Annotated in this window: 11 protein-coding genes; 8 read left to right on the top strand and 3 right to left on the bottom strand. The window is 62.3% G+C overall.

The features are described from left to right. The first annotated feature begins 224 nt into the window (after positions 1–224). The 4 genes from gspE to JN524_RS02950 all read left to right on the top strand — a co-directional run bounded on the left by gspE (position 225) and on the right by JN524_RS02950 (position 17,170). Positions 225–1,631: a type II secretion system ATPase GspE gene (gspE, locus tag JN524_RS02965; protein WP_202368410.1), complete on the top strand. Its 1,407-nt coding sequence runs from the start codon at positions 225–227 to the stop codon at positions 1,629–1,631. Then, entirely contained in the window at positions 1,631–2,842 is a 1,212-nt protein-coding gene (gene gspF / locus JN524_RS02960; RefSeq protein ID WP_202368409.1) for a type II secretion system inner membrane protein GspF, read from the top strand. The genes gspE and gspF overlap by 1 nt, the downstream gene beginning before the upstream one ends. A gap of 513 nt (positions 2,843–3,355) precedes the next feature. After that, complete coding sequence (locus JN524_RS02955; protein WP_202368408.1) at positions 3,356–4,468, top strand: substrate-binding domain-containing protein; 1,113 nt, start codon at positions 3,356–3,358, stop codon at positions 4,466–4,468. 204 nt (positions 4,469–4,672) lie between these two features. Then, entirely contained in the window at positions 4,673–17,170 is a 12,498-nt protein-coding gene (locus tag JN524_RS02950; protein ID WP_202368407.1) for a filamentous haemagglutinin family protein, read from the top strand. 64 nt (positions 17,171–17,234) lie between these two features. On the opposite strand, the gene JN524_RS02945 is transcribed toward JN524_RS02950, so the two are convergent. The 3 genes from JN524_RS02945 to JN524_RS02935 all read right to left on the bottom strand — a co-directional run bounded on the left by JN524_RS02945 (position 17,235) and on the right by JN524_RS02935 (position 18,905). Continuing rightward, a complete protein-coding gene (locus JN524_RS02945) occupies positions 17,235–17,504 on the bottom strand; it encodes a type II toxin-antitoxin system mRNA interferase toxin, RelE/StbE family (RefSeq protein WP_202368406.1) in 270 nt (89 codons plus the stop codon). Then, positions 17,494–17,685 (bottom strand): type II toxin-antitoxin system RelB family antitoxin, encoded by a 192-nt coding sequence (gene relB / locus JN524_RS02940; protein WP_003225628.1) that lies wholly within the window; start codon positions 17,683–17,685, stop codon positions 17,494–17,496. The genes JN524_RS02945 and relB overlap by 11 nt, the downstream gene beginning before the upstream one ends. Before the next feature lie 272 nt (positions 17,686–17,957). Then, positions 17,958–18,905: a SphA family protein gene (locus JN524_RS02935; protein ID WP_202368405.1), complete on the bottom strand. Its 948-nt coding sequence runs from the start codon at positions 18,903–18,905 to the stop codon at positions 17,958–17,960. A 210-nt stretch (positions 18,906–19,115) separates the two neighbouring features. On the opposite strand from JN524_RS02935, the gene JN524_RS02930 reads away from it, so the two are divergent. From JN524_RS02930 to JN524_RS02915, 4 genes are all read left to right on the top strand, one after another. After that, complete coding sequence (locus JN524_RS02930) at positions 19,116–20,213, top strand: AraC family transcriptional regulator (RefSeq protein ID WP_202368404.1); 1,098 nt, start codon at positions 19,116–19,118, stop codon at positions 20,211–20,213. Positions 20,214–20,396: 183 nt separating this feature from the next. Then, positions 20,397–21,284, top strand: coding sequence for a Dyp-type peroxidase (locus JN524_RS02925; protein WP_202368403.1), 888 nt, complete (start codon positions 20,397–20,399; stop codon positions 21,282–21,284). A 25-nt stretch (positions 21,285–21,309) separates the two neighbouring features. Continuing rightward, positions 21,310–22,275 carry a Gfo/Idh/MocA family protein gene (locus tag JN524_RS02920; protein WP_202368402.1) on the top strand — a complete coding sequence of 322 codons (966 nt, stop codon included), beginning with the start codon at positions 21,310–21,312 and terminating at the stop codon, positions 22,273–22,275. A gap of 186 nt (positions 22,276–22,461) precedes the next feature. Beyond that, positions 22,462–23,208 (top strand): GntR family transcriptional regulator, encoded by a 747-nt coding sequence (locus tag JN524_RS02915; RefSeq protein ID WP_047597718.1) that lies wholly within the window; start codon positions 22,462–22,464, stop codon positions 23,206–23,208.

The raw sequence follows: 23,208 nt of genomic DNA, 5'->3' as shown, positions 1-23,208 counted from the left end.
CGCGGTCAGTCAGATGTATTCGGATATCAGGTTTCGGGGCTGCTGCGCAGCCCATCGGGGATAAATCCCCTCACCACAAGAATTCCCCTCACCATAGAGAGCCGGGGCGACGCTGGACCTGTAGGAGCTGCCGAAGGCTGCGATCTTTTGATCTTTAAACGCAAAAGATCGCAGCCTGCGGCAGCTCCTACACGGGATTGTATTGTCATGGGGGGAGGGTGTAGATGAGTTCACTGCCCTACGCCTGGGCCAAGGCCCAGCGCATTCTGTTGTGCGACGGGGTACTGACGGTGTGCCCATCGACCCCCGGCTGGTCGATCAGCGAGGTGCGGCGGCAGTTCGGTGAGACGTCGCTCAAGCGTGTGCGCGACGACGAACTCGACGGCCTGCTCGCCACGGCCTACGCCGACACCGGCAGCGCCGCCGCTGTGGTTGGCGCAGCAGAAAATGAAGTCGACCTCGACCGGCTGATGCAGGACATGCCGGAAATCACTGACCTGCTCGACACCCAGGACGGCGCGCCGGTGATCCGCATGATCAACGCCTTGCTTACCCAGGCCGCGCGGGATGAAGCCAGCGACATTCACATCGAACCCTTCGAAACCCATTCGGTGGTGCGCTACCGGGTCGATGGCACCCTGCGTGACGTGGTTTCGCCGCGCAAGGCACTGCACGGTGCGCTGGTGTCGCGGATCAAGATCATGGCCCAGCTCGACATCGCCGAAAAACGCCTGCCGCAGGACGGCCGCATCGCGCTGCGCGTGGCCGGGCGGCCGATCGATATTCGCGTGTCGACCGTGCCAACCGGGCATGGCGAGCGGGTGGTGATGCGTTTGCTCGACAAACAGGCCGGGCGTCTGCACCTGGAAACCCTCGGCATGGACGCGCAGGTGCTGGCCAGACTCGATCACCTGATTCGCCAGCCCCACGGCATCGTGCTGGTCACCGGCCCCACCGGCAGCGGCAAGACCACCAGCCTCTACGCCGCGCTGGCACGCCTCGATGCCAGCACCAGCAACATCCTCACCGTCGAAGACCCGGTGGAATACGACCTGCCGGGGATCAGCCAGATTCAGGTCAACGCCAAGATCGACATGACCTTCGCCCTGGCATTGCGAGCGATCCTGCGGCAAGACCCGGACATCATCATGATCGGCGAGATCCGCGATCTGGAAACCGCACAAATCGCCGTGCAGGCGTCGCTCACCGGTCACCTGGTGCTGGCGACGCTGCACACCAACGACGCGGTGTCGGCGGTCAATCGCTTGATCGACATGGGTGTCGAGCCGTTTCTGCTGGCCTCGTCGATGCTTGGTGTGCTGGCCCAGCGGCTGGTGCGGCGCCTTTGCAAAGAGTGCAAACAGGAAGATTCAGCAGCGCCGGGCACCTGGCGCCCGGTGGGCTGCGCCGCCTGCAACCATACCGGCTACAGCGGTCGCACCGGCATCCACGAATTGTTCTGCATCGACGACGACATCCGCACCCTGATTCACCAAGGGGCAGGGGAGCAGGCCTTGCGTGCGGCGGCGTCCAAGGCCGGGATGTTCAGCCTGCGCGAGGACGGCGAGCGCTGGATTCGCAGCGGCGCCACCGCCCCTGAAGAAATCCTCCGTGTCACTCGGGACGCCTGATGAATCGCTATCGTTTTGAAGCCGCCGACGCCACTGGCAAGATCGAGTCCGGGCATCTGGAAGCAGACAGTCAGGGCGCGGCGTTCGGCGTGTTGCGCAGCCGTGGTTTGACCGCGTTGTCGGTGCACAAGGAAAGCAACGTCGCCCAGCATGGCGGCGGTGGCTTGTTCAGTGCGCGTATGTCGGACAACGACCTGGCCTGGGCCACCCGGCAACTGGCTAGTCTGCTCGGCGCCAGCCTGCCGCTTGAGGCCGCGCTCAGCGCGACGGTGGAGCAGGCCGAAAAAAAACACATCGCCCACACCCTCAGCGCGGTGCGCGCCGACGTGCGTAGTGGTATGCGTCTGGCCGAGTCACTGGCCGCGCGGCCACGGGATTTTCCGGAGATTTACCGCGCGTTGATCGCTGCGGGGGAGGAGTCCGGTGATCTGGCACAGGTGATGGAGCGGCTGGCGGACTACATCGAGGAGCGCAATAACCTGCGCGGCAAGATCCTTACCGCGTTTATCTATCCGGGTGTGGTCGGGCTGGTGTCGATCGGCATTGTGATTTTCCTGCTCAGTTACGTGGTGCCGCAGGTGGTCAGTGCGTTTTCTCAGGCGCGGCAGGACTTGCCGGGGTTGACCTTGGCGATGCTCACCGCCAGCGATTTCATTCGGGCGTGGGGCTGGTTGTGTGCGGCGCTGATCGCCGGTGCGTTCTGGAGCTGGCGCCTGTATCTGCGCAATCCGGTGGCGCGCTTGAGTTGGCATCACCGGGTGCTGAAGTTGCCGCTGATCGGGCGTTTCGTGTTGGGCCTGAACACCGCACGTTTCGCCTCGACCCTGGCGATTCTCGGCGGTGCCGGGGTGCCATTGCTGCGCGCGCTGGAGGCGGCGCGGCAGACGCTATCCAATGATCGCTTGAGCCTGAGTGTCAGCGACGCCACGGCCAAGGTTCGCGAAGGGGTCAACCTCGCGGCGGCGCTGCGGGTGGAGAACGTGTTTCCGCCGGTGCTGATTCACCTGATCGCCAGCGGCGAGAAAACCGGCGCACTGCCACCGATGCTCGAACGTGCGGCGCAAACGCTGTCCCGCGATATCGAACGGCGGGCGATGGGCATGACCGCGTTGCTCGAACCGCTGATGATCGTGGTGATGGGCGGGGTGGTGCTGGTGATTGTGATGGCGGTGTTGTTGCCGATCATTGAGATCAACCAGTTGGTGCAATAACTCCCTGTAGGAGCTGCCGAAGGCTGCGATCTTTTGATCTTGATCTTGAAAAGCAGAAGCAAAATCAAAAGATCGCAGCCTTCGGCAGCTCCTACAGAGAATGGAGTAAGCACCATCCACCTGTGGGAGCTGGCTTGCCAGCGATAGGGCCATGCAGAACAACAAATAATTCAGACTTTTTTCCAAGGCTTCAGCATCACCCGAGTCAAGTTCCCCCCATCCTCGGGTTCTCCTTTCTGTCATTTGCAACCACCCCGCAACGGCTGCAGCCAGTTTCAGCCAAACCCACGATCCAGACACCTCGCAATCCCCCGTAAACACCCGAGAAAACCGTCGGAAAATCAGCGCGCAGCTCCCGAGGTTTTTTCCTCTATCTGTCACCGGAAACTGCGAATTTCTCAGTGCGACTTAACCACGGACCCCGCTTGCGAAGGTCAGCGGTGAGTCTTCCCAGTGTCATGCAAGACCCCTGAAAACCTGTGTTCACAACCATCGTTGAAAAGGAGATTCTTCATGTTCAAGCGCACTCTGATCGCCGCTTCCCTGACCGTCGCCGCCCTGGCTTCCGCTCAAGCCATGGCCGTTACCGGTGGCGGTGCCACTCTGCCAGCCGCTCTGTACAAAGGTTCGGCCGACAGCATCCTGCCAGCCAACTTCAGCTACGCCGCCGTGGGCAGCGGTGCCGGCAAGACCGCTTTCCTGACCAACAACCCGGCCGGTTTCAGCACCACTGGCACCGTGCATTTCGCCGGTAGCGATTCGATCCTCAGCGCTGCGGAAATCAGCACCTACAACACCACCTACGGCGCTTCGTACGGCCCGCTGATTCAACTGCCGTCGGTGGCCACTTCGGTTGCCATCCCGTACAAAAAAGCCGGCCAGACCGCGCTGAACCTGACCAGCGCTCAGCTGTGCGATGCATTCTCCGGTGCCAAAACCACTTGGGGCCAGTTGCTCGGCACGACTGACACCACACCGATTCGCGTTGTTTACCGCAACGTTTCCAGCGGCACTTCGGAAATCCTCAGCCGTCACTTGAACTCGGTCTGCCCGACTCAGTTCGCCACCAACTCGACCTTCACCAACGCTCGTCTGCCAGCCGGTTCGGCATTGCCTTCGAACTGGGTCGGCGTCGCCAACACTTCTGATGTCGCCACTGCCGTGAACGCGGTTGACGGCTCGATCGGTTATGTCGGTCCGGACGGTGTCGACGCTACCAGCAACGCTGTTGTTGCTCGCGTTAACGGCGTGCAGCCAACTTCGCTCAACGTCACCCTCGCACTGTCGTCGGTGTCCGCTCCTTCGACGCCAGCCCAGGCTGCAAACCCTGCCAACTGGTCGCCAGTAGTAGCTAACCCGGCTTCGGGTTACAAACTGGCCGCCTACACCAACTTCATCTTCGGTCAGTGCTACAAGGATGCAACCGTGGCTGCGGCCGTCAAAGCCTTCCTGACTCAGCACTACAGCAACCCGGGCAACAACACTGCGACCCAGGCCCACAAGTTCGTCGCCGTGCCTAATGCCTGGAAAACCGCTGTGACCGCCAACTTCATCACCAACACTTCGGGCAACAACCTGGACATCAACAACGCCAGCGTCTGCAACGCTATCGGTCGTCCTTTGTAAGCTCGCGCGGTCGTAACACCGATGACGGCAACCTTCGGGTTGCCGTCATTTTTTTTGGCTCGGATACACGCCGAACATGAAGTTTGTGTGACATCCGTTCGGTCGCGCCCTCTGCCAACGGCCTATGTCGTAACAGCAGGTTTTTGCAGGCCTGCGGCATCTTTGAAAAACAAAGTGTGGCAATCAAAAAAGGATCTCGTAGTGATGCTCGCTCGCCCATCCCGTCGTCGTACCCACGTTCAGCCCTTCCAGCGTGATGCCGTGGAGCCGGCGCTGTGGCTGCTCAAGCCGTTGGCGCACGCGGTGGCGTTGTGTCTGGTGGCGGGCAGTGCGCAGGCGCAAACGGCGTTCAGTTCGAACTGGTTTGCCGCCAAGGGGGCAGCGCAGCAGGCCGCAGCGGCGCGTCCGAGCGTTGGCGGGTTGCCGGGGATGACACCGCCATTGGCCCAGCAACAAAAAGCCAATGCGCAATTGCAGCGTTCGATCCAGACCCTGAACAACACGGTTGCCGCGATTGCTGCGCAACAAGCGGCGCAGGCGGCCGGACGCGCTGCCGCGTTGGGCACGGTGCAGTTCGTGCCGGACGGTCTGGGCGAGGGCGGTTTGAAAGTCGATAACAGCCTGACCCAGGGTTGGCAGAACGCGAAGGGCCCGCAGCAGACCCGGGCCGACGGCAAGACCACGGTGAAGATCGAGCAGACCGCCGACAAGGCGATCCTCAACTGGGAAACCTTCAACGTCGGCCGCAACACCACCGTTGAATTCGCCCAGCAGCCGAACTGGGCAGTGCTCAACCGGGTCAACGACCCGAATGCCCGGGCCAGCCAGATCCAGGGCCAGATCAAGGCCGACGGCACGGTGATGCTGATCAACCGTAACGGCATCGTGTTCAGCGGCAGCAGTCAGGTCAACGTGCGCAACCTGGTGGCCGCTGCCGCCAACATCACCGATATCCAGTTCCGTGATCGTGGGCTGTATTTCGACAGCACCGGCACCCAGCCGACCTTCACCGATGCCGCCGGCAAGGTGCTGGTGGAACGCGGTGCCTCCATCGACACCCACAAGCCGGCATCGTCCACCGCTGCCGGTGGTTATGCCTTGCTGCTCGGCAGCGACGTACAGAACGACGGCAGCATCAGCACCGCCAAGGGCCAGACCGTGCTCGCCGCTGGTGATCGTTTCTACATCCGCAAGGGCTCGGGCACCGAGGGCAATGCGCTGTCCACCACCTTCGGCAACGAAGTCATTCCCGGATTCAAGACCGGTGCCGTGGCGGGCAATGTCACCAACAACGGACTGATCCAGTCGTCGACCGGCGACATCACTCTGACTGGTCACGAGGTCGTGCAGAACGGTGTGTTGCTCGCCAGCACTTCAGTGGCGACGCGGGGCACGATTCACCTCTCCAACCCGAGCACCGATGCTAACGGCAGCGTGACGCTGGGACAGGGCAGTGCCACGGCGATCATGCTCGACAGCAGCGACCTGACGGCCCTCGACAGCCAGCATCAGGCCGCGCTGACGGGCGTCACGGCCAACAACCGGATCCGTGGCGATCAGTCACGCGTCGAGATTCAGAGCGGCGGCAGTGTCGAGTTCCAGAGCGGTTCGATCACCCTGGCCACTGGCGGCCAGATCGCGGTCAATGCACAACGCCGCAGCCTGGTGCGCGACGGCGCGATGATCGATGTGTCCGGTGCCCTCGGCGTCAAAGTGGCGATGGAAAACAACAGCATCAAGATCAACGTGCAAGGCAACGAGCAGCGCGATGCCTCGGTCAACCGCGAGAAGGGCGCGCTCAACAGCAATGACATCTGGGTCGATGTGCGCGATCTGGTGTATGTGCCGGCCGGCACCAACGGCTACGCCACGGATCGCTGGTACACGGCGGGCGGTTTGCTCGAAGTCGGTGGTTATCTCGGCACTCAAGGGCACAGTGTCGGCGAATGGATGGCTCAGGGCGGCACGGTGAGTTTTGCCGGCAACGACGTGGTCACGGAAAAAGGTTCGCTGATCAACCTGTCCGGCGGCACCCTGGATGTGCAGAGCGGCGAGATTCGCCAGAGCTGGCTGCGTGGCGCCGACGGCAAGTTGTATGAAGTGTCGCGTGCGCCGGGGGACCTGCTCTACACCGGCCTGTACAAAGGCTATGAAGACAGCAGCCAACGCTGGGGCCAGACCAGTTATTACTACAGCCCGCTGATTGCCCCGCGTTCACGTTTCGAGTCGGGTTACACCGTGGGTCGCGATGCCGGGCAACTGGTGATCGCCACGGCCAACGCCGTTCTCGACGGGCAAATGATCGGCGAGGTGTATCAGGGCGAACGACAGAACCAGGCGCCGAAACCGGTGCTCGACGGCTATCAGCAGAGCCAGACCGCACTGGCCCGGCGTGCGCAGTTGATCGTCGGCAGTTACGACCCGACCTTCGTCGCGGCGTCGAACGGCCTGCTCTACACCCTCAATCCGACGCTGGATCAGGTGCAGATTGGTGGCGAGCGTCCGCTCGCCGGCAGTGATCTGAACCTGAGCGCCGCAGTGCCCGAGTCGCGCAAGGGCAAGTTGTATCTCGATAACGATCAACTCAACGGCGTCCGCCTGGGTGCCCTCAAGGTTGCAGCCAGGGATCAGGTGGTTGTTGACGGCGCGCTGACGGTCGATAACGGTGGCGACATCACCCTGTATTCCCCGGATGTGCAGATCGGCGCCGACCTGAGCGCGCGCGGCGGTAGCCTGCGTCTGGGCAACGTGCTCAATCAGTTTCTCAGTAGCGACACCGCTGACACTCGGCTCACGGCGAAGGTCGACAAGGCGACGCAAGTCACTGTGGCCGGCGGTGTGCGACTCGATACCCGTGGTGTATGGAGCAACCTGCGCAGCAACCCGGACGACGGTGCGAGCCTGGCGTATCTCAATGGTGGCCTGGTATCGATCCGCAGCAGCGGCGATATCGACCTTGGCGCGGGCAGCCTGCTCGATGTTTCCTCCGGTGGCGCTGTGCTGGCCAACGGCAAGACCCGGGGTGGCAAGGGCGGGGACCTGACGCTGGAATCCAGTGCGATTTCGGCGCCCGGTGAAACCCACCTGAACCTTGCGGGCGATCTGCGTGGCTACGGTGTCACGGGCGGCGGCACGCTGACGGTACAGGCCAACAGGATTCTCATCGGTCAGACCGACAAGGCGCTGGCCGACGATACACTGCAGCTGTCTGCTGATCTGTTGCGCAAGGGCTTTTCCGCCTACAACCTGATTGGCCTGAATGGGCTGGACGTTGCTGAAGGCACGGCGATCGACGTGCACATGCCGGTGTACCGTTTCGCCGATGCCGCGCCGAATCAGGTCAGTGGTGTCGATCCGCAAACGGCGCTGGAGCTGTGGACGCCGACGCTGTTCCAGGAAAACCCGACCAAGGGCCTGCTGACTCAACGTGCCGGCGCCAGCCTGACCTTGCAGGGCGGGGCCAGCCTGATCGGTCTGATCGATGCCGCCAACAGCACGTTGACGCTGGGCCGCGGTTCGCGGATCAGCGTCGATCCGGGGCAGAGCATCAAACTGCGCGGTGCCGGGCAGATCACCGTGGAAGGTGAACTGAATGCCTGGGGCGGTACGATTGATATCCGTCAGCAGCAGTTCGGTTCGAACAAACCGGCGACCTCCATTGTCGTGGCCGATTCGAACGCGCATGACCGTTCCATCTGGATCGGTGAACAGGCTGTGCTGGATGTCGCCGGACGCGCCACTACGGCAGTCGATGCGCTGGGCCGCACTTACGGTCAGGTCGGCAAGGGTGGCAGCATCATCATCGGCGGTGAAATCGATGCGAAACTGGCCACTGCCACGGCCGCCGATGCCTATGTGATCGTGCGTCAGGGCGCCCGGCTGGATGCCTCGGGCACCGAGGCCGTTCTGGATATCGCCGGCCAGGGGCCGACCCGCGTTGCGACGGATGGCGGGCGGATCAGCCTGAGTTCCTACAACGGCCTGTTCCTTGAGGGCAACCTGCGTGCAGCAGCGGGCGGTGTCGAGGCTGCCGGCGGTCGTCTGGACATTGCGCTTGAGACACCGCTGTACGTTGACTCGGCAAGCAATGCCGCGCGGGCGCCGCGAGAGATGATCATTGGCCAGGCACCGACGGACAAACCGCTCGCGCAGGATCTGCGTCCGGGCGAGGACGCCGCTGGCCTGCGCTACGGTCAGACGCGCTTGAGCGCAGACGGCCTGATGACGGGCGGCTTCGATAACCTGAGCCTGTTGAGCAACGGTTTGCTGTCGTTTGACGGCGACGTCAATCTGCACCTGAACCAGAGCCTGACGCTGTACGCCGGGGCGTTGGCGCTGGCCGACGCCTCCGCGAGTACGACCCGCGTCGATTTGAGCGCGCCGTACCTGCGCCTGTCCGGCGTGGGCACTTACCACGCCGGCTTCGGCCTGATACGGCCGCGATTGACCAATAATCCGACGACACAATTGTCGGACGCGACCTTCAACGCATCAGCCGACTTGCTGGATGTGGGCAATGGCCTGTCGTTCGGTACACAGGGTTCGATCCTGCAACTCGGTGCGCCGGCGCTCGCGTATGGCCGACGGGCATTTGGTCTGGTGAACCTCGACAGTCGTGGCGATCTGCGTTTCCTCGCGCCCAACGACGGTGCCGAAAAAACCCGGCTGTGGACGCCGGGTGACTTGAACCTCGGTGCTGCACAAATCTATCCCGCCAGTGATGTCCAGGCTGAAGTGCGCGTTGGCTATCAGGGCGCCGTTGCGGTGTCCGACCATACGCTACGGATCAGCAGCCACGGTGCGGCACCCGCTGAGGTGCCGTACTCGGTATTCGGCAATCTGAGTTTTTCCGCGGCGTACATCGAGCAGGGCGGGGTGGTTCGGGCCCCGCTGGGCAAAATTGTTCTGGGTGACGATCTGCAGACCACCAGTCATGAGGTTCGACTGCTGTCGGGCAGCACCACGTCGGTCAGCGGCGCCGGTCTGGTCATGCCATACGGTGGCACTACGGACGGCATCGATTATCTCTACAACGGTAAATCGGTGGTGTTGAACGGCATCACGGGCGATAAAAACGGCGTGGCGATCGGTGGGCAATACATCGAGGTGCAGAACGGTGCGCTGATCGATCTGTCCGGCGGTGGCGATCTTCGCGGCGCCGGTTTCATTTCCGGACGCGGCGGTTCTACCGACGCGCGCTTCAATCCGCTGGTGCGCAACGCCACCGATGGCACCTTCAGTCTGCCGGGGCTGGCGAGTAATCCGGTCTACGCCATCGTGCCGGGCAATCAGAGCCGTTACGCGCCGATCCTGGCCGAAGCCGGAGCGGTCGATCCGCGCATCGGCCAGCAGGTCACTATTGGCGCTGGCGTACCGGGGTTGGCAGCGGGGACTTACACGCTGCTGCCGTCCACCTTTGCCTTGTTGCCGGGCGCGTTCCGGGTCGAGGTCAATGGTCAGGCGACGCCGGCTGCGACGACGGCAGCGTTGCAGTTGCGCAACGGTTCGTGGACCAGCAGCGGGCAGATGTCGATTGCCAATACCGGACTGCGCGACAGTCTGGCCAGTCAGGTGATCCTGACGTCGGCTGACGTGTTGCGCCGTTACTCGCAGTACAACGAAACCTCGTTCACCCAGTTCATCCGCAGCGATGCCGCCCGGCGTGGCGTGCCGCGTGCGTTGGCGCCAATGGACGGCAAGGTGCTCGATCTGCGCCTGAGCACGGGTGGCAAGCAAGAGACTGCGTTGCAGTTCGATGGGCGAGCGCTGTTTGATGCCGCCGAGGGTGGGCTGATCGGCACGGCGGCGCTACGCGGCGGTTACGCCGGCGCCGAGTTCGAGGTGCTCGCTGCGGGGCGTGCGCCGACGCCGGGTTTCAGTGGCGTGTCGGTGTATGCCGACACGCTGAACAACCTCAATGCCGGACGTCTGACGCTCGGTGCGCTGCCGGAGGTGATTTACAACACGACCGGCAACATCATCAAGTTCGTGGGGACCTCCAGCAACATCACGTTGCGTGAAGGGGCCATCCTGTCAGCGCCGGAAGTCGTGCTGCGCACCACCTCGACCACCGGTGGCATCACGGTCGAAGCGGGCGCCGGGATCAACACCCTGGGGCGTGGCAATGTGGCCTTCGATTCAACGTCCGGCTACCTCTACCAGCCGCAAGCCTCGAGCCTGTTGGTGGTGTCCAACGGCTGGACCAATGTGCTGGCGCCAGAAGCGGCCAGCGGCATCAGCGGCGCGGGCAGCATCCGGATTGGCGCGTGTGTCACGTCATCTTGCAACGATCCGGCGCTGCTCTATTCGAGCGGCAGCATCACGGCGGCGACGGACAATCAGTTTGAACTGGGTGAAGCGGTACGTTTCGGCACGCGCCAACTGGCGCTGACTGTGGGCTCGGTCAACGCCGGCAGCGCCGCCGCGCTGGCGGACGCCGGCAGTCGCGTACCGGCCGGTCTTACCCTTAACCAGAATGTACTCGACCGACTGCTGCGCGGTGACACCCAATATGGCGCGCCAGCGCTGGAAACCCTGAGCCTGACCACTCGCGATGCCTTCAATTTCTACGGCAGCGTCAGCCTCGACACGATCGATTCGCAGACCGGCCAGAGCAAACTGCAGAACCTGCTGCTGGTCACTCCGGCGATCTACGGTCTGGGCGATGCCAACGATGTGGCGAGCATCCGCACCGCCAACCTGATCTGGAACGGCGCGACCCAGAGCCCGGGCGCAGTCATCACGGGCGGCGCGGGCACCGGCAGTGGCACGCTGGACATTCAGGCCCAGCGGATCGAGCTGGGTTACGGCCCGATGCCTCAGGCCAGCGGTCTGGATCAGAACAATCGTCTGGCGCTGGGTTTTGCCAACGTCAACCTGAGCGCCAGCGAGCGCATCACCGCCAATCACAAGGGCAGCCTGGCGGTGTATCAGGAGCAGGGCGCCTACGATCCGCTCACGGGTTACCGCTACAGCGGCGGCAATCTGAACCTGCGCACGCCGTTGCTCACCGGTGAGGCGGCATCGGTCAGCCTGCTCAAGGCCGGCAACAGCCTGACGCTCAGCGGGGCCGGGGCTGCCGGGGTGGCCAATGCCTTGGGGGCGGAGTTGAACCTTGAAGCCCGCGATGTCGTGCTCGATAGCCGTGTCGCCTTGGCCAGCGGCAAGCTGACCGTCAAGTCCGAGGGCGATTTGACGCTGGGCACTAGTGCCGTGCTGGACATGGCCGGGCGGACCTTGCCGTTCAACGATGTCAGCAAATACAGCTGGGGCGGCGACGTCTCGCTGTACAGCGCCAACGGCAATATCCGTCAGGCTGCGGGCTCGCGGATCGATCTGTCGGCGAACAACAATCAGTCCGGTAACCTCAGCGTCGTCGCTCTGGCCGATGCGGCCGGGATGGTCGATCTGCAAGGCGAGATTGTCGGCGGCAGCAGCGGTTACTACGACGCCGGGGGCACGCTGGTGCCGTACAAGGCCGGTGGCGTGGACATTCGCGCGCAACGACTGGGCGGTGACGCCAGTGAGCAATTTGCCGCGCTCAACCAGCGCTTGAATGCCGGGCAGGTTTACGGCAGCCGCAGCTTGCAGCTCAAGCAAGGCAACCTGGTGATCGGGGATGGCCTTAAGGCGAGCGAGGTCAATGTCTCGGTGGACAATGGCAGCCTGACGGCGACCGGTCTGATCGATGCCAGTGGCGAGCGTGTCGGCAGCATTCGCCTGTCGGCGAAAAATGGCCTGACGCTGGCGGGCAGCAGCGTGCTCGATGCCCATGGTCGCGTGCTGCGTGTCGACAGCTACGGCAAGATCATCGATGCGCCGAACCGTGCCACGGTCGAACTGAATTCCGGCGATGGTTTGCTTACGTTGGGCAGCGGCGCGCGTATCGACCTGCGCCACGGCACTGATGCCGTGCCCGGTTTCCTCGCCGGGCAACACGATGGAATGCTGCGCGGCACACTGGAGCTGAACGCGCCACGCCAGGGCAGCAATGACATCGCCATCGACGCCAGTGGTATGTTGACCATTCAGGGCGCTCGCTCCATCGGCCTCAACGGTATGCGCCGCTACACCGATGCCCGCGATGGTGTCGATCCGGCGGTCAGTGGCCGAGCGTATCAAGTCATCGATCAGGCCATGCTCGAGCGCATTCATGGCGACAGCAACGACTTTATCAACGCCGCACTGGGCAACAACGATCTGCTGCAACGCAGGCTCGCCGGGTTGAATAACGCCACGTATGCCGATGCGTTCCATTTGCGGCCCGGTGTGGAGATCGCCAGCAAGACGGCTGACGGTGATCTGGTGGTGGAGGGCGATCTGGATTTGTCCGGTTATCGCTACGCCAGTCTCAATCCGCACACGCAGCTGAACCCCTCCGTATATGGTTCCGGGGAAGCGGGCAGCCTGGTGATTCGTGCCGGTGGCAACCTCGATATTTACGGCAGCATCAATGACGGCTTCGCGCCGCCACCGGAAACCCTGGATGATGCCGGCTGGAAACTGATTGCCGGTGTGCAGCCGTTCGGTGGCGACCTGATTGTGCCGGGCAGTGGGGTGACGCTGGCCGAGGGCACGCAGTTCCCGATAGGCGCCACGCTCAATTACGACGTGACCCTCCAGGGCGCAGTGTTGGCCAGCGGCACGTTGCTGCCGACTCAGGCAGTGTTGGCTGAGGCGTATACCTTCAGCGCCGGCACCGTGCTGGCGGGGGCGATCCACGACAGCAACGGTCATCTGCTGTACGCCGCCGGTACGCTGCTCAGCGACAGCGTGACATTGCCTGCCGACACACGCCTGGGTGCCGGCATCCGTTTGAACAAGGCCACCGCCCTGCAAGCGATGAACTGGCCCAAGGGTGTGCCGTTGCCCAGCGTTTACGATGCAGACCTGACTACGTTCTCCGGAGTGAAATTAAAGGGCGAACTGGCCTTGCTGCGCGGTTCGCTGATTCCGTCGATGACCGATGTGAAGCTCGCCGAAGGCACTTCGCTGATCGAGTTGCGCCCGTTCAACGGCACACAACAGGGCAAGAACTGGGCGCTGGCCAGCATGCTGCCGTCGGGCAGTGCTTCATGGTCGATGCGCGTGGTGGCGGGTGCAGATCTTGATGCGGCCGACAGCCGTGCGGTCAAACCGCTGACCCCTGAAGGCCATCTGCGGCTGGCGGACAGTCATTACGGCGTCAACATCACCACCGCTGCGGGCAAGCTGGTCTGGGCTCCCGATAATCCCTTCTTTACTCCCTACGAGCCGGTCCCTGATGACATGCTCGAGTATTGCCAGCAGATTGCCGACTTGTGCGTACCGATGGCCCGTTGGGTCTGGGCGCCAGGCAGCGGAATGGGGCCGGATTACGAACCGGTTCCCGAGGAGGCTCAATTCATTTGTGATCTGCAGCCAGAGCTGTGCATCGGCAACAATCCCGGGAAAACGGCCAAGGCCCATACGCAGATGTTCAGTGTTCTGCGCACCGGTACTGGCGATCTCGATCTGATGGCTGCCGGCAACCTGAGCATGGATTCGCCTTTCGGCGTGTACACCGCCGGCACCCAATCAGCGAATATCGACCCGCTCTATAACCAGCCGCGCGGGCATCTTTCGGATAACGATTCGGTGTTGGGTACGGCCGGTGCCGCTTATGAAAAATGGGTCGACGGCGGCAGCGACAGCCTCTATCAGGCCTGGTATCCGCAGATGGGGGGCAACCTGACAATCAATGCCGGTGGCTCGATTTCCGGTGATTCGGTCGGGACGAAAGCCCAATCGACAGCGAGCGGGTTCCGCGAGCAGATGGCCAGTGTGGCAGTGGGCAACTGGCTGTGGCGCCAAGGCACGGGCAACCCGGATGTGCCCACGGCCTGGTGGATCAACTTCGGCAGTTATTCCACCCAAATGAACTCAGATCGGGTGATCAACACTGAACCCTACCTGGTGGGTTTCACCGGTTTCGGTACCTTGGGCGGTGGCAATATCAGCCTGCGGGCTGGTGGTGATGCCGGCATGCTCAAACCGGTAGGCGATGCCGTTAACTACCCGCGAGGTCAGGGGCTGATCGTCGCGGTAGGCAGCACCGGTCGAGTCGCCAGCGATGGCAGCGTGCAGATGACCGGTGGTGGTGACATGGACATTCGTATCGGCGGCACGCTCAACCCTTCGCTGCAAGCGCGGGCCGGAGAAACCGGCTTCGGCCAACCGAATCATGATCTGCAGGGCGCGCTGATCAACCTGCGCGGCGCGGCACACATGACGGGTGGAGCACTCGGCGGCATCAACCTGCAGTACGGCGTCGGCGCCGTGTTCAATGATCTTCGGGAAACCCGCGCACTTGATCCGTTTACCTCGACCACCGGTAGTGCTTCCGGAGGCGTGGTGCTGATTCCGGGTGACTCGGGCATGAGCCTGAGCAGCCGCGGTGATCTGGTGTTGGGCGGTGCCGCGGATCCTGGGCGAGTGAGTCTGATGAACGCCAGCCCGATCATGGCGGCCGACGCAAGCGTTGAGCAGGGCGGTATCCTCAGTGGCTTTTCATTGTGGACTGACCACACGGCAATCGATCTGTTCTCGGCTGGCGGGAACCTGACGCCGGGCACACAGATAGCAGAATTCAGTACATCCAACGGCCTGATCACGGGCCGCAATACCTCGCCTACCGACGGCCGATTTGTCTACCCATCGATTCTGCGCGCGGTGGCGGGCCAAGGGTCCGTTTATGCAGGGCCATCCGCGACATTCATTGGCGTAAACAACTACCCGCTGCAAGGTTACTCACTGCTTCTGGCGCCGTCGAAGTCGGGGCAGCTTGAACTGCTGGCAGGTGACTCTATCTACGCCGGTGGCTATGCGATCAACCAGTCGGGGGCCAGCCCGATGGCCGTGGCTACCCCGTTCAACCCGGCATTCAATACTTACACCAACAGCAACGCCGGAAAACCGCTGCGCACCAACTACAGCGACGATGGCGTGGCGGCAGAGGGCAACGTGCGATATCCGCTGTTTGCCTATGGTCCCAACACCTACTCGGGATCGAACGACGTACAGGGGCCGGCGCGATTCTATGCGCTGACGGGGGACCTGGTGGGCATTCGCAGTGGCGAAACGTTGAGCTTTTCCACTTCCAGACGCACCTGGTACGAAGCGGCGGGGCCTGTGTGGATGATCGCCGGACGCGACATCGTTGCCTCTGGCACTGCCCTGGGGCAGCCTGCGGCCGTGCCGACAGTGGAAATGAGTAGCGGCAAGGAGGACATTTTTTCCACCGGCAACCTGTTCGTCCACAATGACCTGCGAGATGTATCGCGCGTCTCGGCGGGCCGCGACATTCTCTACAGCAGCTTCGATATCGCCGGCCCCGGCACGCTGGACATTAATGCCGGGCGCAACATCCTCATGGAAAACCGCGCCAGCATTACCAGCCTCGGCGCGATAGTGGCCGGGGATTCGCGGCCTGGCGCCAGCGTGGTATTGCAGGCGGGCGTGGGCGCGCAGGGGCCGGATTACACAAGGTTCATCGCGCGTTACCTGAACCCGCAAAACCTTGCTGATCCGAATGCCGCTCTCAACGGCCAGCCGGGCAAAGTGGTCAAGACCTACCTCGACGAGTTGCAGAGCTGGCTGACGCTCGGCTACGGCTTCAGCGGCAACGCGGAGCAGGCACAGGCGTTCTATGCCGCGCTGCCAAGTGCCGAGCAGGCGATCTTTGCGCGGCAGGTGTACTTCGCCGAACTGCGCGCCGGCGGCCTGGAATACAACGACGCTGACGGCCCGCGCAAAGGCAGTTATCTGCGCGGTCGCAACGCCATTGCCGCGCTGTTCCCGAGCACCGATGTGGCGGGCAATCCGCTGCGTTACGACGGCGACATCACGCTCTACGGTGGTGCCGGGGTCAAGACCCTGTTCGGCGGCGATATCCAGATGCTCACGCCGGGCGGCGGTCAGGTGTTCGGCATCGAAGGCGCGGCGCCACCGTCCACCGCCGGGATCATCACCCAGGGTTCGGGCAACATTCAGCTCTACTCGCAGGGCAGCATTCTGCTGGGGCAGAGCCGGATCATGACCACCTTCGGCGGCTCGATCCTCGGCTGGTCGGCCGAGGGCGACATCAACGCCGGTCGCGGCTCGAAAACCACCGTGGTCTACACCCCGCCGAAACGGGTTTACGACACTTGGGGCAATGTAACCCTGTCGCCTTCGGTGCCGAGCACCGGTGCGGGTATCGCCACCCTTAACCCGATTGCCGAAGTCGCACCCGGCGACATCGACCTGATCGCGCCGCTGGGCACCATCGATGCGGGCGAGGCGGGGATTCGTGTCTCGGGCAACGTCAACATCGCCGCGCTAACCGTGGTCAACGCCGCCAACATCGCCGTGCAAGGCAAAACCAGTGGCGTACCGGTGGTGGCGGCGGTGAACACCGGTGCGATCACCTCGGCCAGTTCGGCGGCGTCTTCGGCAACCCAGGCCGCTGAGGACGTGGCGCGTCAGCAGCAAGCAGCAGCGCGGCAGAACCAGGCGTCGGTGTTCACCGTGCAGGTGCTGAGTTTCGGCAACGAGCAACTGGCGCCGACTCGCGATGGTGCAAGCCGTGCGCCGGCCAGCGGATACAACCCGAACAGCCCGGTGCAGGTGCTGGGCGCCGGGGTGCTGGATGAACAGGCCAAGCAGCAGTTGACCGAGGAGGAAGGGGGGCAGCTGACGTTGTAAAGGACTCTCGTGTAGTACTTTGGGCGACCGGTTGGTCGCCCTTTTTTTGTGTAGGCGGGAAGGTTCAGGGATACCCTTGTCGAGCATGCAATACGTTCAGGATTTCGATCCGCTCGGTTACCCGATAAACCACGACGTAGTTGGGATGGACAACGATTTCCCGGGTACCGACGACCTTGCCGAGGCGATAAAGGTAGGGGTGACGTGGAAGGGCCGAGGTAGCCGCTTCGATGGCGGCGTTCAGTTGACTGGCCGCCACGGCGTTACGGTCAGCGATGTAGTTCAGGGTTTGCCAGAGTTGAGTGCGAGCTTCAGGTCGCCAGTCAACCCGCACTGTTTTTGTTGAGTTTCGATTCGATGAGGGCGCGCATCTCGGCCATCACCTGCTCGTGGGGGATGTTGGGCCGCGGATCATCCATCGAGGCCTGTACCTGTGCCCGGAACCAGCGATCATAGCTGGCGGCCTGCTCTGGGGTTTCGAAGTCTGAAACGATAAGGGAAAGTTCGGCGCTCATAGTGACCTCCATGATCAATGTGAAGCAGTCTAAGGGGGATGTGGCTCGCTGTCGTCACTGGCAAGACGAAGTGCGAAGTATCCCGAAGCGCTGGCGGGGAAGATGTCAGACGTTTCCCTTGCCCATAAGGGAAAATCGACGCACGTTGTCATCGGATTCGCCCACAACACCGCCGCCTGTGTAGGAGCTGCCGCAGGCTGCGATCTTTTGATCTGGCTTTTAAAAACAAAAGTCAAAAGATCGCAGCCTGCGGCAGCTCCTACAGGTCGAGGTCAGAAGGCGTAGGGGATGCTGACCTTGGCCCAGAGCATGTCGCCTTCGGGGCGGTTCTCCACATCAAACTCCTTGGCCCAGCGAATCTCCGCACTGGCGTATTTGAGGAAGGTCAGGTGCAGCGCCGGGCCAATCGCGAAGACTTTGCCGCGCACGCCGTCATCCACATCCTGCCCGGCGAATTGCACGGTGTGGCCGTACTGTTTGTCGTCGGTGGTCTGCTTGAGGTAGTAGCCGTTGATACCGAACATCACATCGTCGGTGATCTTGTAGCTGGCCGAGTAATCGAAGTGGAAGATCTGCCCGGACTTGTAGTCGGTGTCCTTGTTCTTCTCATTGAAGCTGTAAGTGGTCTTCATCGACACTTCGGTCTTGTCGGTCGGCAGCCAGGTGAAGGAGAACAGCGGCTTGTAGGTGTAGAAATTGTTGCTGGTGTTGGCCAGCCGATCGACGCTGTATTCGCCGGTGGGCACCGTGATTTCCACGGCAGCGCCGAGGGTCAGGTTCTTGCCCATGTCCCACAGGATGATCGGCGCAACGGTGGTGTCGCCCATTCCTTCGCGGGTATCGCTGAGACCGAATACCGAGACTTCCTGCTTGAGCCAGGGCTGGGCGATGTAGCCGGCCAGGCGTCCGCCGAACACGCGCACCGGGCTCAGGTAATCAATACGCGGGATCACCGCCGTGGATTCGATTTCGACATTCGGCACCTTGCCGCCCAACGAGCTGATGTTGAGCTTGGTCGACTTGTAATGGTTGTAGTAGAGGTTGAACGCGACCATGTTCTGCGGAAGGCTGTCGACTTCCAGCGGCAGCATGAAAAATCCGTCGGTGCCGGGGCCGATGTTGTCGACGCCGGCTTCGGTGGCCAGGGCCGGCAGGCACGCGGTGCATCCGAGCAAAGTCAGTGCCAGACGCAAGGGGAAAGTGGCGCGGTTCGGGCTCATGGCTGTCCTCATTATTATTGTGGTGGGACGTGGCGCCGGTACGCAGAACGTCCGGCACCATAGAAATAAGCGCTTGGCGCCCGACGGGGCAGGGTATTGGCGGACAGTTAGGGGGACTTCTGCGGACAGTCGGCCAACCCTGTGCTAACTTCCTTCGACATAGCCGGTTACAAAAAAAACAATCAAGCGTGATCCGGAATGTCAGCCCCCATGAACGTAAAAGTCCAAGACCCCACTTTTGAATTGGCGCTGGTTTCGCCGTTCCTCCTGCAAACCCTCGCCGAAGTCGTGCACAACAAAGGCATCGACCCCGAAAGCCTGTGTCGTGGCCTGGGTTTCGGCCTCGAAGATCTGCAGGATCCGGCGCAGCGGATTTCCTACCGCCAGGCCGTGGCGATGATTCAACGGGCGCTCAAAGTGTTGCCCAATCAGGGCCTGGGGCTGTGGGTCGGCGCGCAGAATGTGTTGGGTACGCTGGGGCTGCTCGGGCATGTGCTGTCGCTGTGCAAGACCTTGCGTGATGCCTTTGCCCTCGGCATCCGCCATCAGCACACCTCCGGCGGAATCGTGGTGTCCAGCGTCGACATGGACGGTGATCGGGTGCACCTCGACGCCGAGTGCCGCTTGCCGTTTGCCGATGTGCAGGTGTTCGCGGTCGAAGAGTTTTTCGCCAGCCTGCTGGTGTATGGCCGGGCCTTGGCGGGCCATGATTTCAAGGCGATCGCCGTGGAGTTTGTGCACGCTGCACCGGATTATCTGAGCGAATACCACCGCTTGCTCGGGCCCGATGTGCGCTTCGGCTGTCTGCACAATCGCATGCTGATCGATGCCCGGTGGCTGGACGTCAACCTGCCCAATCATCATTCGCTGGCGTTGCGTCAGGCGGTTGCGTTGCTGGAGTTGGAAGCGGCGCAGGTGCACCAGAAACTCGATCTGATTCAGGCCGTAGAGCGGGCGATTGCCCGGGACCTGAGCCGGGGCAGCCATATCGAAAAAATCGCCGGCGATCTGAACATGAGCAGTCGCACCTTGCGCCGCCGTTTGACCGAGCATGCGCTGACCTTTGAAGCGCTGCTGGAACAGGTACGTCAGGCGCGGACCATGAGCCTGCTGGCCAATCCGGACATGCCCATCGAGCGGATTACCGAAGAAGTCGGCTACAGCGACGTGCGCAGTTTTCGCCGGGCGTTCAAGCGCTGGACCGGGATGAGCCCGAGTGCGTGGCGGCATGACACAAACCCTAACCCCACCCCTCTCCCAGAGGGAGAGGGGGCCGACCGAGGTGTCTCGCGTTATACATCGACCTGAAAGATTTTTGTCGATTATGGATTCGGTACATCATTTTCAAGTCGGCATATCTCTACAGCTTCCCCCGTTCAGTTCCCTCTCCCTCTGGGAGAGGGTTAGGGTGAGGGGCTTTTAGCATTCTTCAAACCCACACAAACCCTCTGGCCACAGGTAAACTCCCGCGCTCTTTCCCAAGGAGTTCACATGAGTTACTACCAGCCGGGCATTCTCGCCACCCCTGTTCCTGCGCAAGCACGTCACCTGTTTTTCGCCCTTGCATCGGTTGAAGCACTGCCGCGGGCGATCGACAACTTGCTGAATCTGGTGGACGGCAAGTCGGCTGTGATCGGTTTCGGTGAATCCCTGACCAAGGTCCTGAACGTGCAAATCGACGGCCTGCGCAGCTTTCCGGCCATGAGCGGCGTCGGCGTGGAAAACCCGTCGACCCAGCATGCGCTGTGGGTCTGGCTGCACGGGGTCGACCGTGGTGAACTGCTCAATCGCTGCAACGCCTTCGAGGCCGCGCTGGCCCCGGCGCTGCGTCTGGTAGACATGCAGGAAACCTTCCGCCACAAGGACGGCCATGACCTGACCGGCTACGAAGACGGCACCGAGAACCCGCACGATGACGCCGCGATCGCCGCCGCGTTGCTGGGCGAGGGCGCTGATGGTCTGGTCGGTGGCAGCTTCGCCGCGATCCAGCAGTGGCAGCACGACCTCAAGGGTTTCCATAAATTGTCTGCCGAAGATAAGGACAACATCATGGGCCGTCGCCTCAGCGACAACGAAGAGATTGACGACGCGCCAGTCTCCGCCCACGTCAAACGTACCGCCCAGGAAAGCTTCGCCCCCGAAGCCTTCGTCGTGCGCCGTTCGATGCCGTGGATCGACGGTGATCGCGCGGGCCTGATGTTCCTCGCCTTCGGTGTTTCGCTGGACGCCTTCGAAGCCCAATTGCGGCGCATGAGCGGTCTGGAAGACGGCATCACTGATGGTCTGTATCGCATCAGCCGGCCGATCACCGGCGGCTACTACTGGTGCCCGCCCATCAAGGACGGTCACCTCGATCTGCGCGCGTTGCGCATCGGCTGAGTGTTTCAAACACAGGGAGTTGACCATGGATGTGGTGCGTTGGGGCATGATCGGTTGCGGCAGCGTCACTGAACGCAAGAGCGGGCCGGCCTTCTACAAGGCGCCCGGCTCGGCGCTGGTGGCGGTGATGGGCCGACGCCTTGAAGCGGTGAACGATTACGCCGCGCGCCACGGCATCGCCCGGGTCTACACCGATGTCGATGCGCTGATCAACGACCCCGAGGTGGACGCGGTGTACATCGCCACGCCACCCGACAGCCACCACGCCTACAGCCTGAAAGTCGCCGCCGCCGGCAAGCATTGCTGCGTCGAGAAACCGATGGCGCTCAATGCCGGGCAAAGCCGCGAGATGCAGCAGGCGTTTGCTGATGCCGGTCTGCACCTGTTCGTTTCCTACTACCGCCGTTCGTTGCCGCGCTTTGCCCAGGTTCGGCAATGGCTGGCGCAGGGCCGCATCGGCGAGGTGCGGCACCTGAGCTGGACGCTGACCAAGGCCCCCTCGGCGGCGGATCTGGACGGCAGCGCCAACTGGCGAACCGACCCGAGCGTGGCCGGTGGCGGCTACTTTGCCGATCTGGCCAGCCATGGTTTCGACCTGTTCCAGTACCTGCTCGGCGATATCGTCGAAGTCGCCGGTTTCACTGCGCGTCAGGCCGGTTTGTATGCGGCGGAAGACGCGGTCAGCGCCAGTTGGCGGTTCTCGTCCGGGGCGCTGGGCATGGGTTGCTGGAGCTTTGTCGCGGATCGGCGCGAGGACCGGGTGGAGATCATCGGCAGTCAGGGTCGGATCGCGTTCTCCGTATTTGACGAGCATCCGGTGCAGCTGTTCGCCGATGAGCAGATCAGCCTGGAGATCCCCCATCACGAGCACATTCAGTGGCATCACGTGCTGGGGATGAATGCGCATATTCGTGGTGATTCGCAGCATCCGGCAGTCGCCGCGCAAGCCCTGAAGACCGATTGGGTCATGGATCAGATCCTTAAACGCTAAAGTCAAAGGATCGCAGCCTTCGGCAGCTCCTACAGAGGGATCGCATTTTCAAACTGTAGGAGCTGCCGAAGGCTGCGATTTTTTGTTTTTCAAGAGCGCATCTAAGGTTATGCCCAAACAATATTTCTCAAGCTTGTCATAACGTCTCTAAGATCACGTCATAACTCGTTATAACAAGTGATCCTGATGACCGATAACGTCCTGTCCCTCAGTAGCGTCCCGTTGCACACCCAACTGCGCGATGTCCTGCGTGCGCGCATTCTTGATGGCGAATACCCGCAAGACAGCCAGATGCCGTCCGAAAGTGAGCTCGGCACGCTGTTTAAAGTCAGCCGCATCACCGTGCGCCAGGCGCTGGGTGATCTGCAGAAGGAAGGGCTGATCTTCAAGATCCACGGCAAGGGCACCTTCGTCGCCAAGCCGAAAACCTTTCAGAACGTCAGCAGCCTGCAAGGCCTCGCCGAGTCCATGACCGGGCGCGGCTACGAGGTGATCAACCGCCTGCGCAGTTTCAAATTCATCCCCGCCGACAAACGTGTCGCCGAGCGCTTGCAGGTGGCCGAAGGCGAGACCGTGGCGCAGATCAAACGCGTTCGGCTGATCAACCGCGAACCGATCTCGCTGGAAATCACCTACCTGCCCAAAGCGATTGGCGAACGGCTGGAGAAGGCCGATCTGGTGACTCGCGACATCTTCCTGATTCTGGAAAACGACTGCGGCATCGCCCTCGGCCACGCTGATCTGGCGATTGACGCGGTGCTGGCCGACAGCGACCTGACCCAGGCACTGAATGTCGAGGCCGGCTCGCCGATCATGCGCATCGAACGTCTGACCCACGACGCCAACGGCCAGCCGCTGGACTTCGAACACCTTTACTACCGTGGCGATGCATTCCAGTACCGCCTGCGGATCGACCGGCAAAAAGGGGCGTGA

Source organism: Pseudomonas sp. MWU318, from assembly GCF_016756945.1.
GTDB classification, from domain to species: Bacteria; Pseudomonadota; Gammaproteobacteria; order Pseudomonadales; family Pseudomonadaceae; genus Aquipseudomonas; species Aquipseudomonas putida_A.
This window is presented reverse-complemented; position numbering and strand designations above follow the sequence as displayed.

Bases quoted from the DNA above. Each gene is read 5' to 3' on its own strand.
- gspF (WP_202368409.1), top strand. From the start codon at position 1,631: ATGAATCGCTATCGTTTTGAAGCCGCCGACGCCACTGGCAAGATCGAG.
- JN524_RS02920 (WP_202368402.1), top strand. From the start codon at position 21,310: ATGGATGTGGTGCGTTGGGGCATGATCGGTTGCGGCAGCGTCACTGAA.
- JN524_RS02930 (WP_202368404.1), top strand. From the start codon at position 19,116: ATGAACGTAAAAGTCCAAGACCCCACTTTTGAATTGGCGCTGGTTTCG.
- gspE (WP_202368410.1), top strand. From the start codon at position 225: ATGAGTTCACTGCCCTACGCCTGGGCCAAGGCCCAGCGCATTCTGTTG.
- relB (WP_003225628.1), bottom strand. From the start codon at position 17,685: ATGAGCGCCGAACTTTCCCTTATCGTTTCAGACTTCGAAACCCCAGAG.
- JN524_RS02950 (WP_202368407.1), top strand. From the start codon at position 4,673: ATGCTCGCTCGCCCATCCCGTCGTCGTACCCACGTTCAGCCCTTCCAG.
- JN524_RS02915 (WP_047597718.1), top strand. From the start codon at position 22,462: ATGACCGATAACGTCCTGTCCCTCAGTAGCGTCCCGTTGCACACCCAA.
- JN524_RS02925 (WP_202368403.1), top strand. From the start codon at position 20,397: ATGAGTTACTACCAGCCGGGCATTCTCGCCACCCCTGTTCCTGCGCAA.
- JN524_RS02935 (WP_202368405.1), bottom strand. From the start codon at position 18,905: ATGAGCCCGAACCGCGCCACTTTCCCCTTGCGTCTGGCACTGACTTTG.
- JN524_RS02955 (WP_202368408.1), top strand. From the start codon at position 3,356: ATGTTCAAGCGCACTCTGATCGCCGCTTCCCTGACCGTCGCCGCCCTG.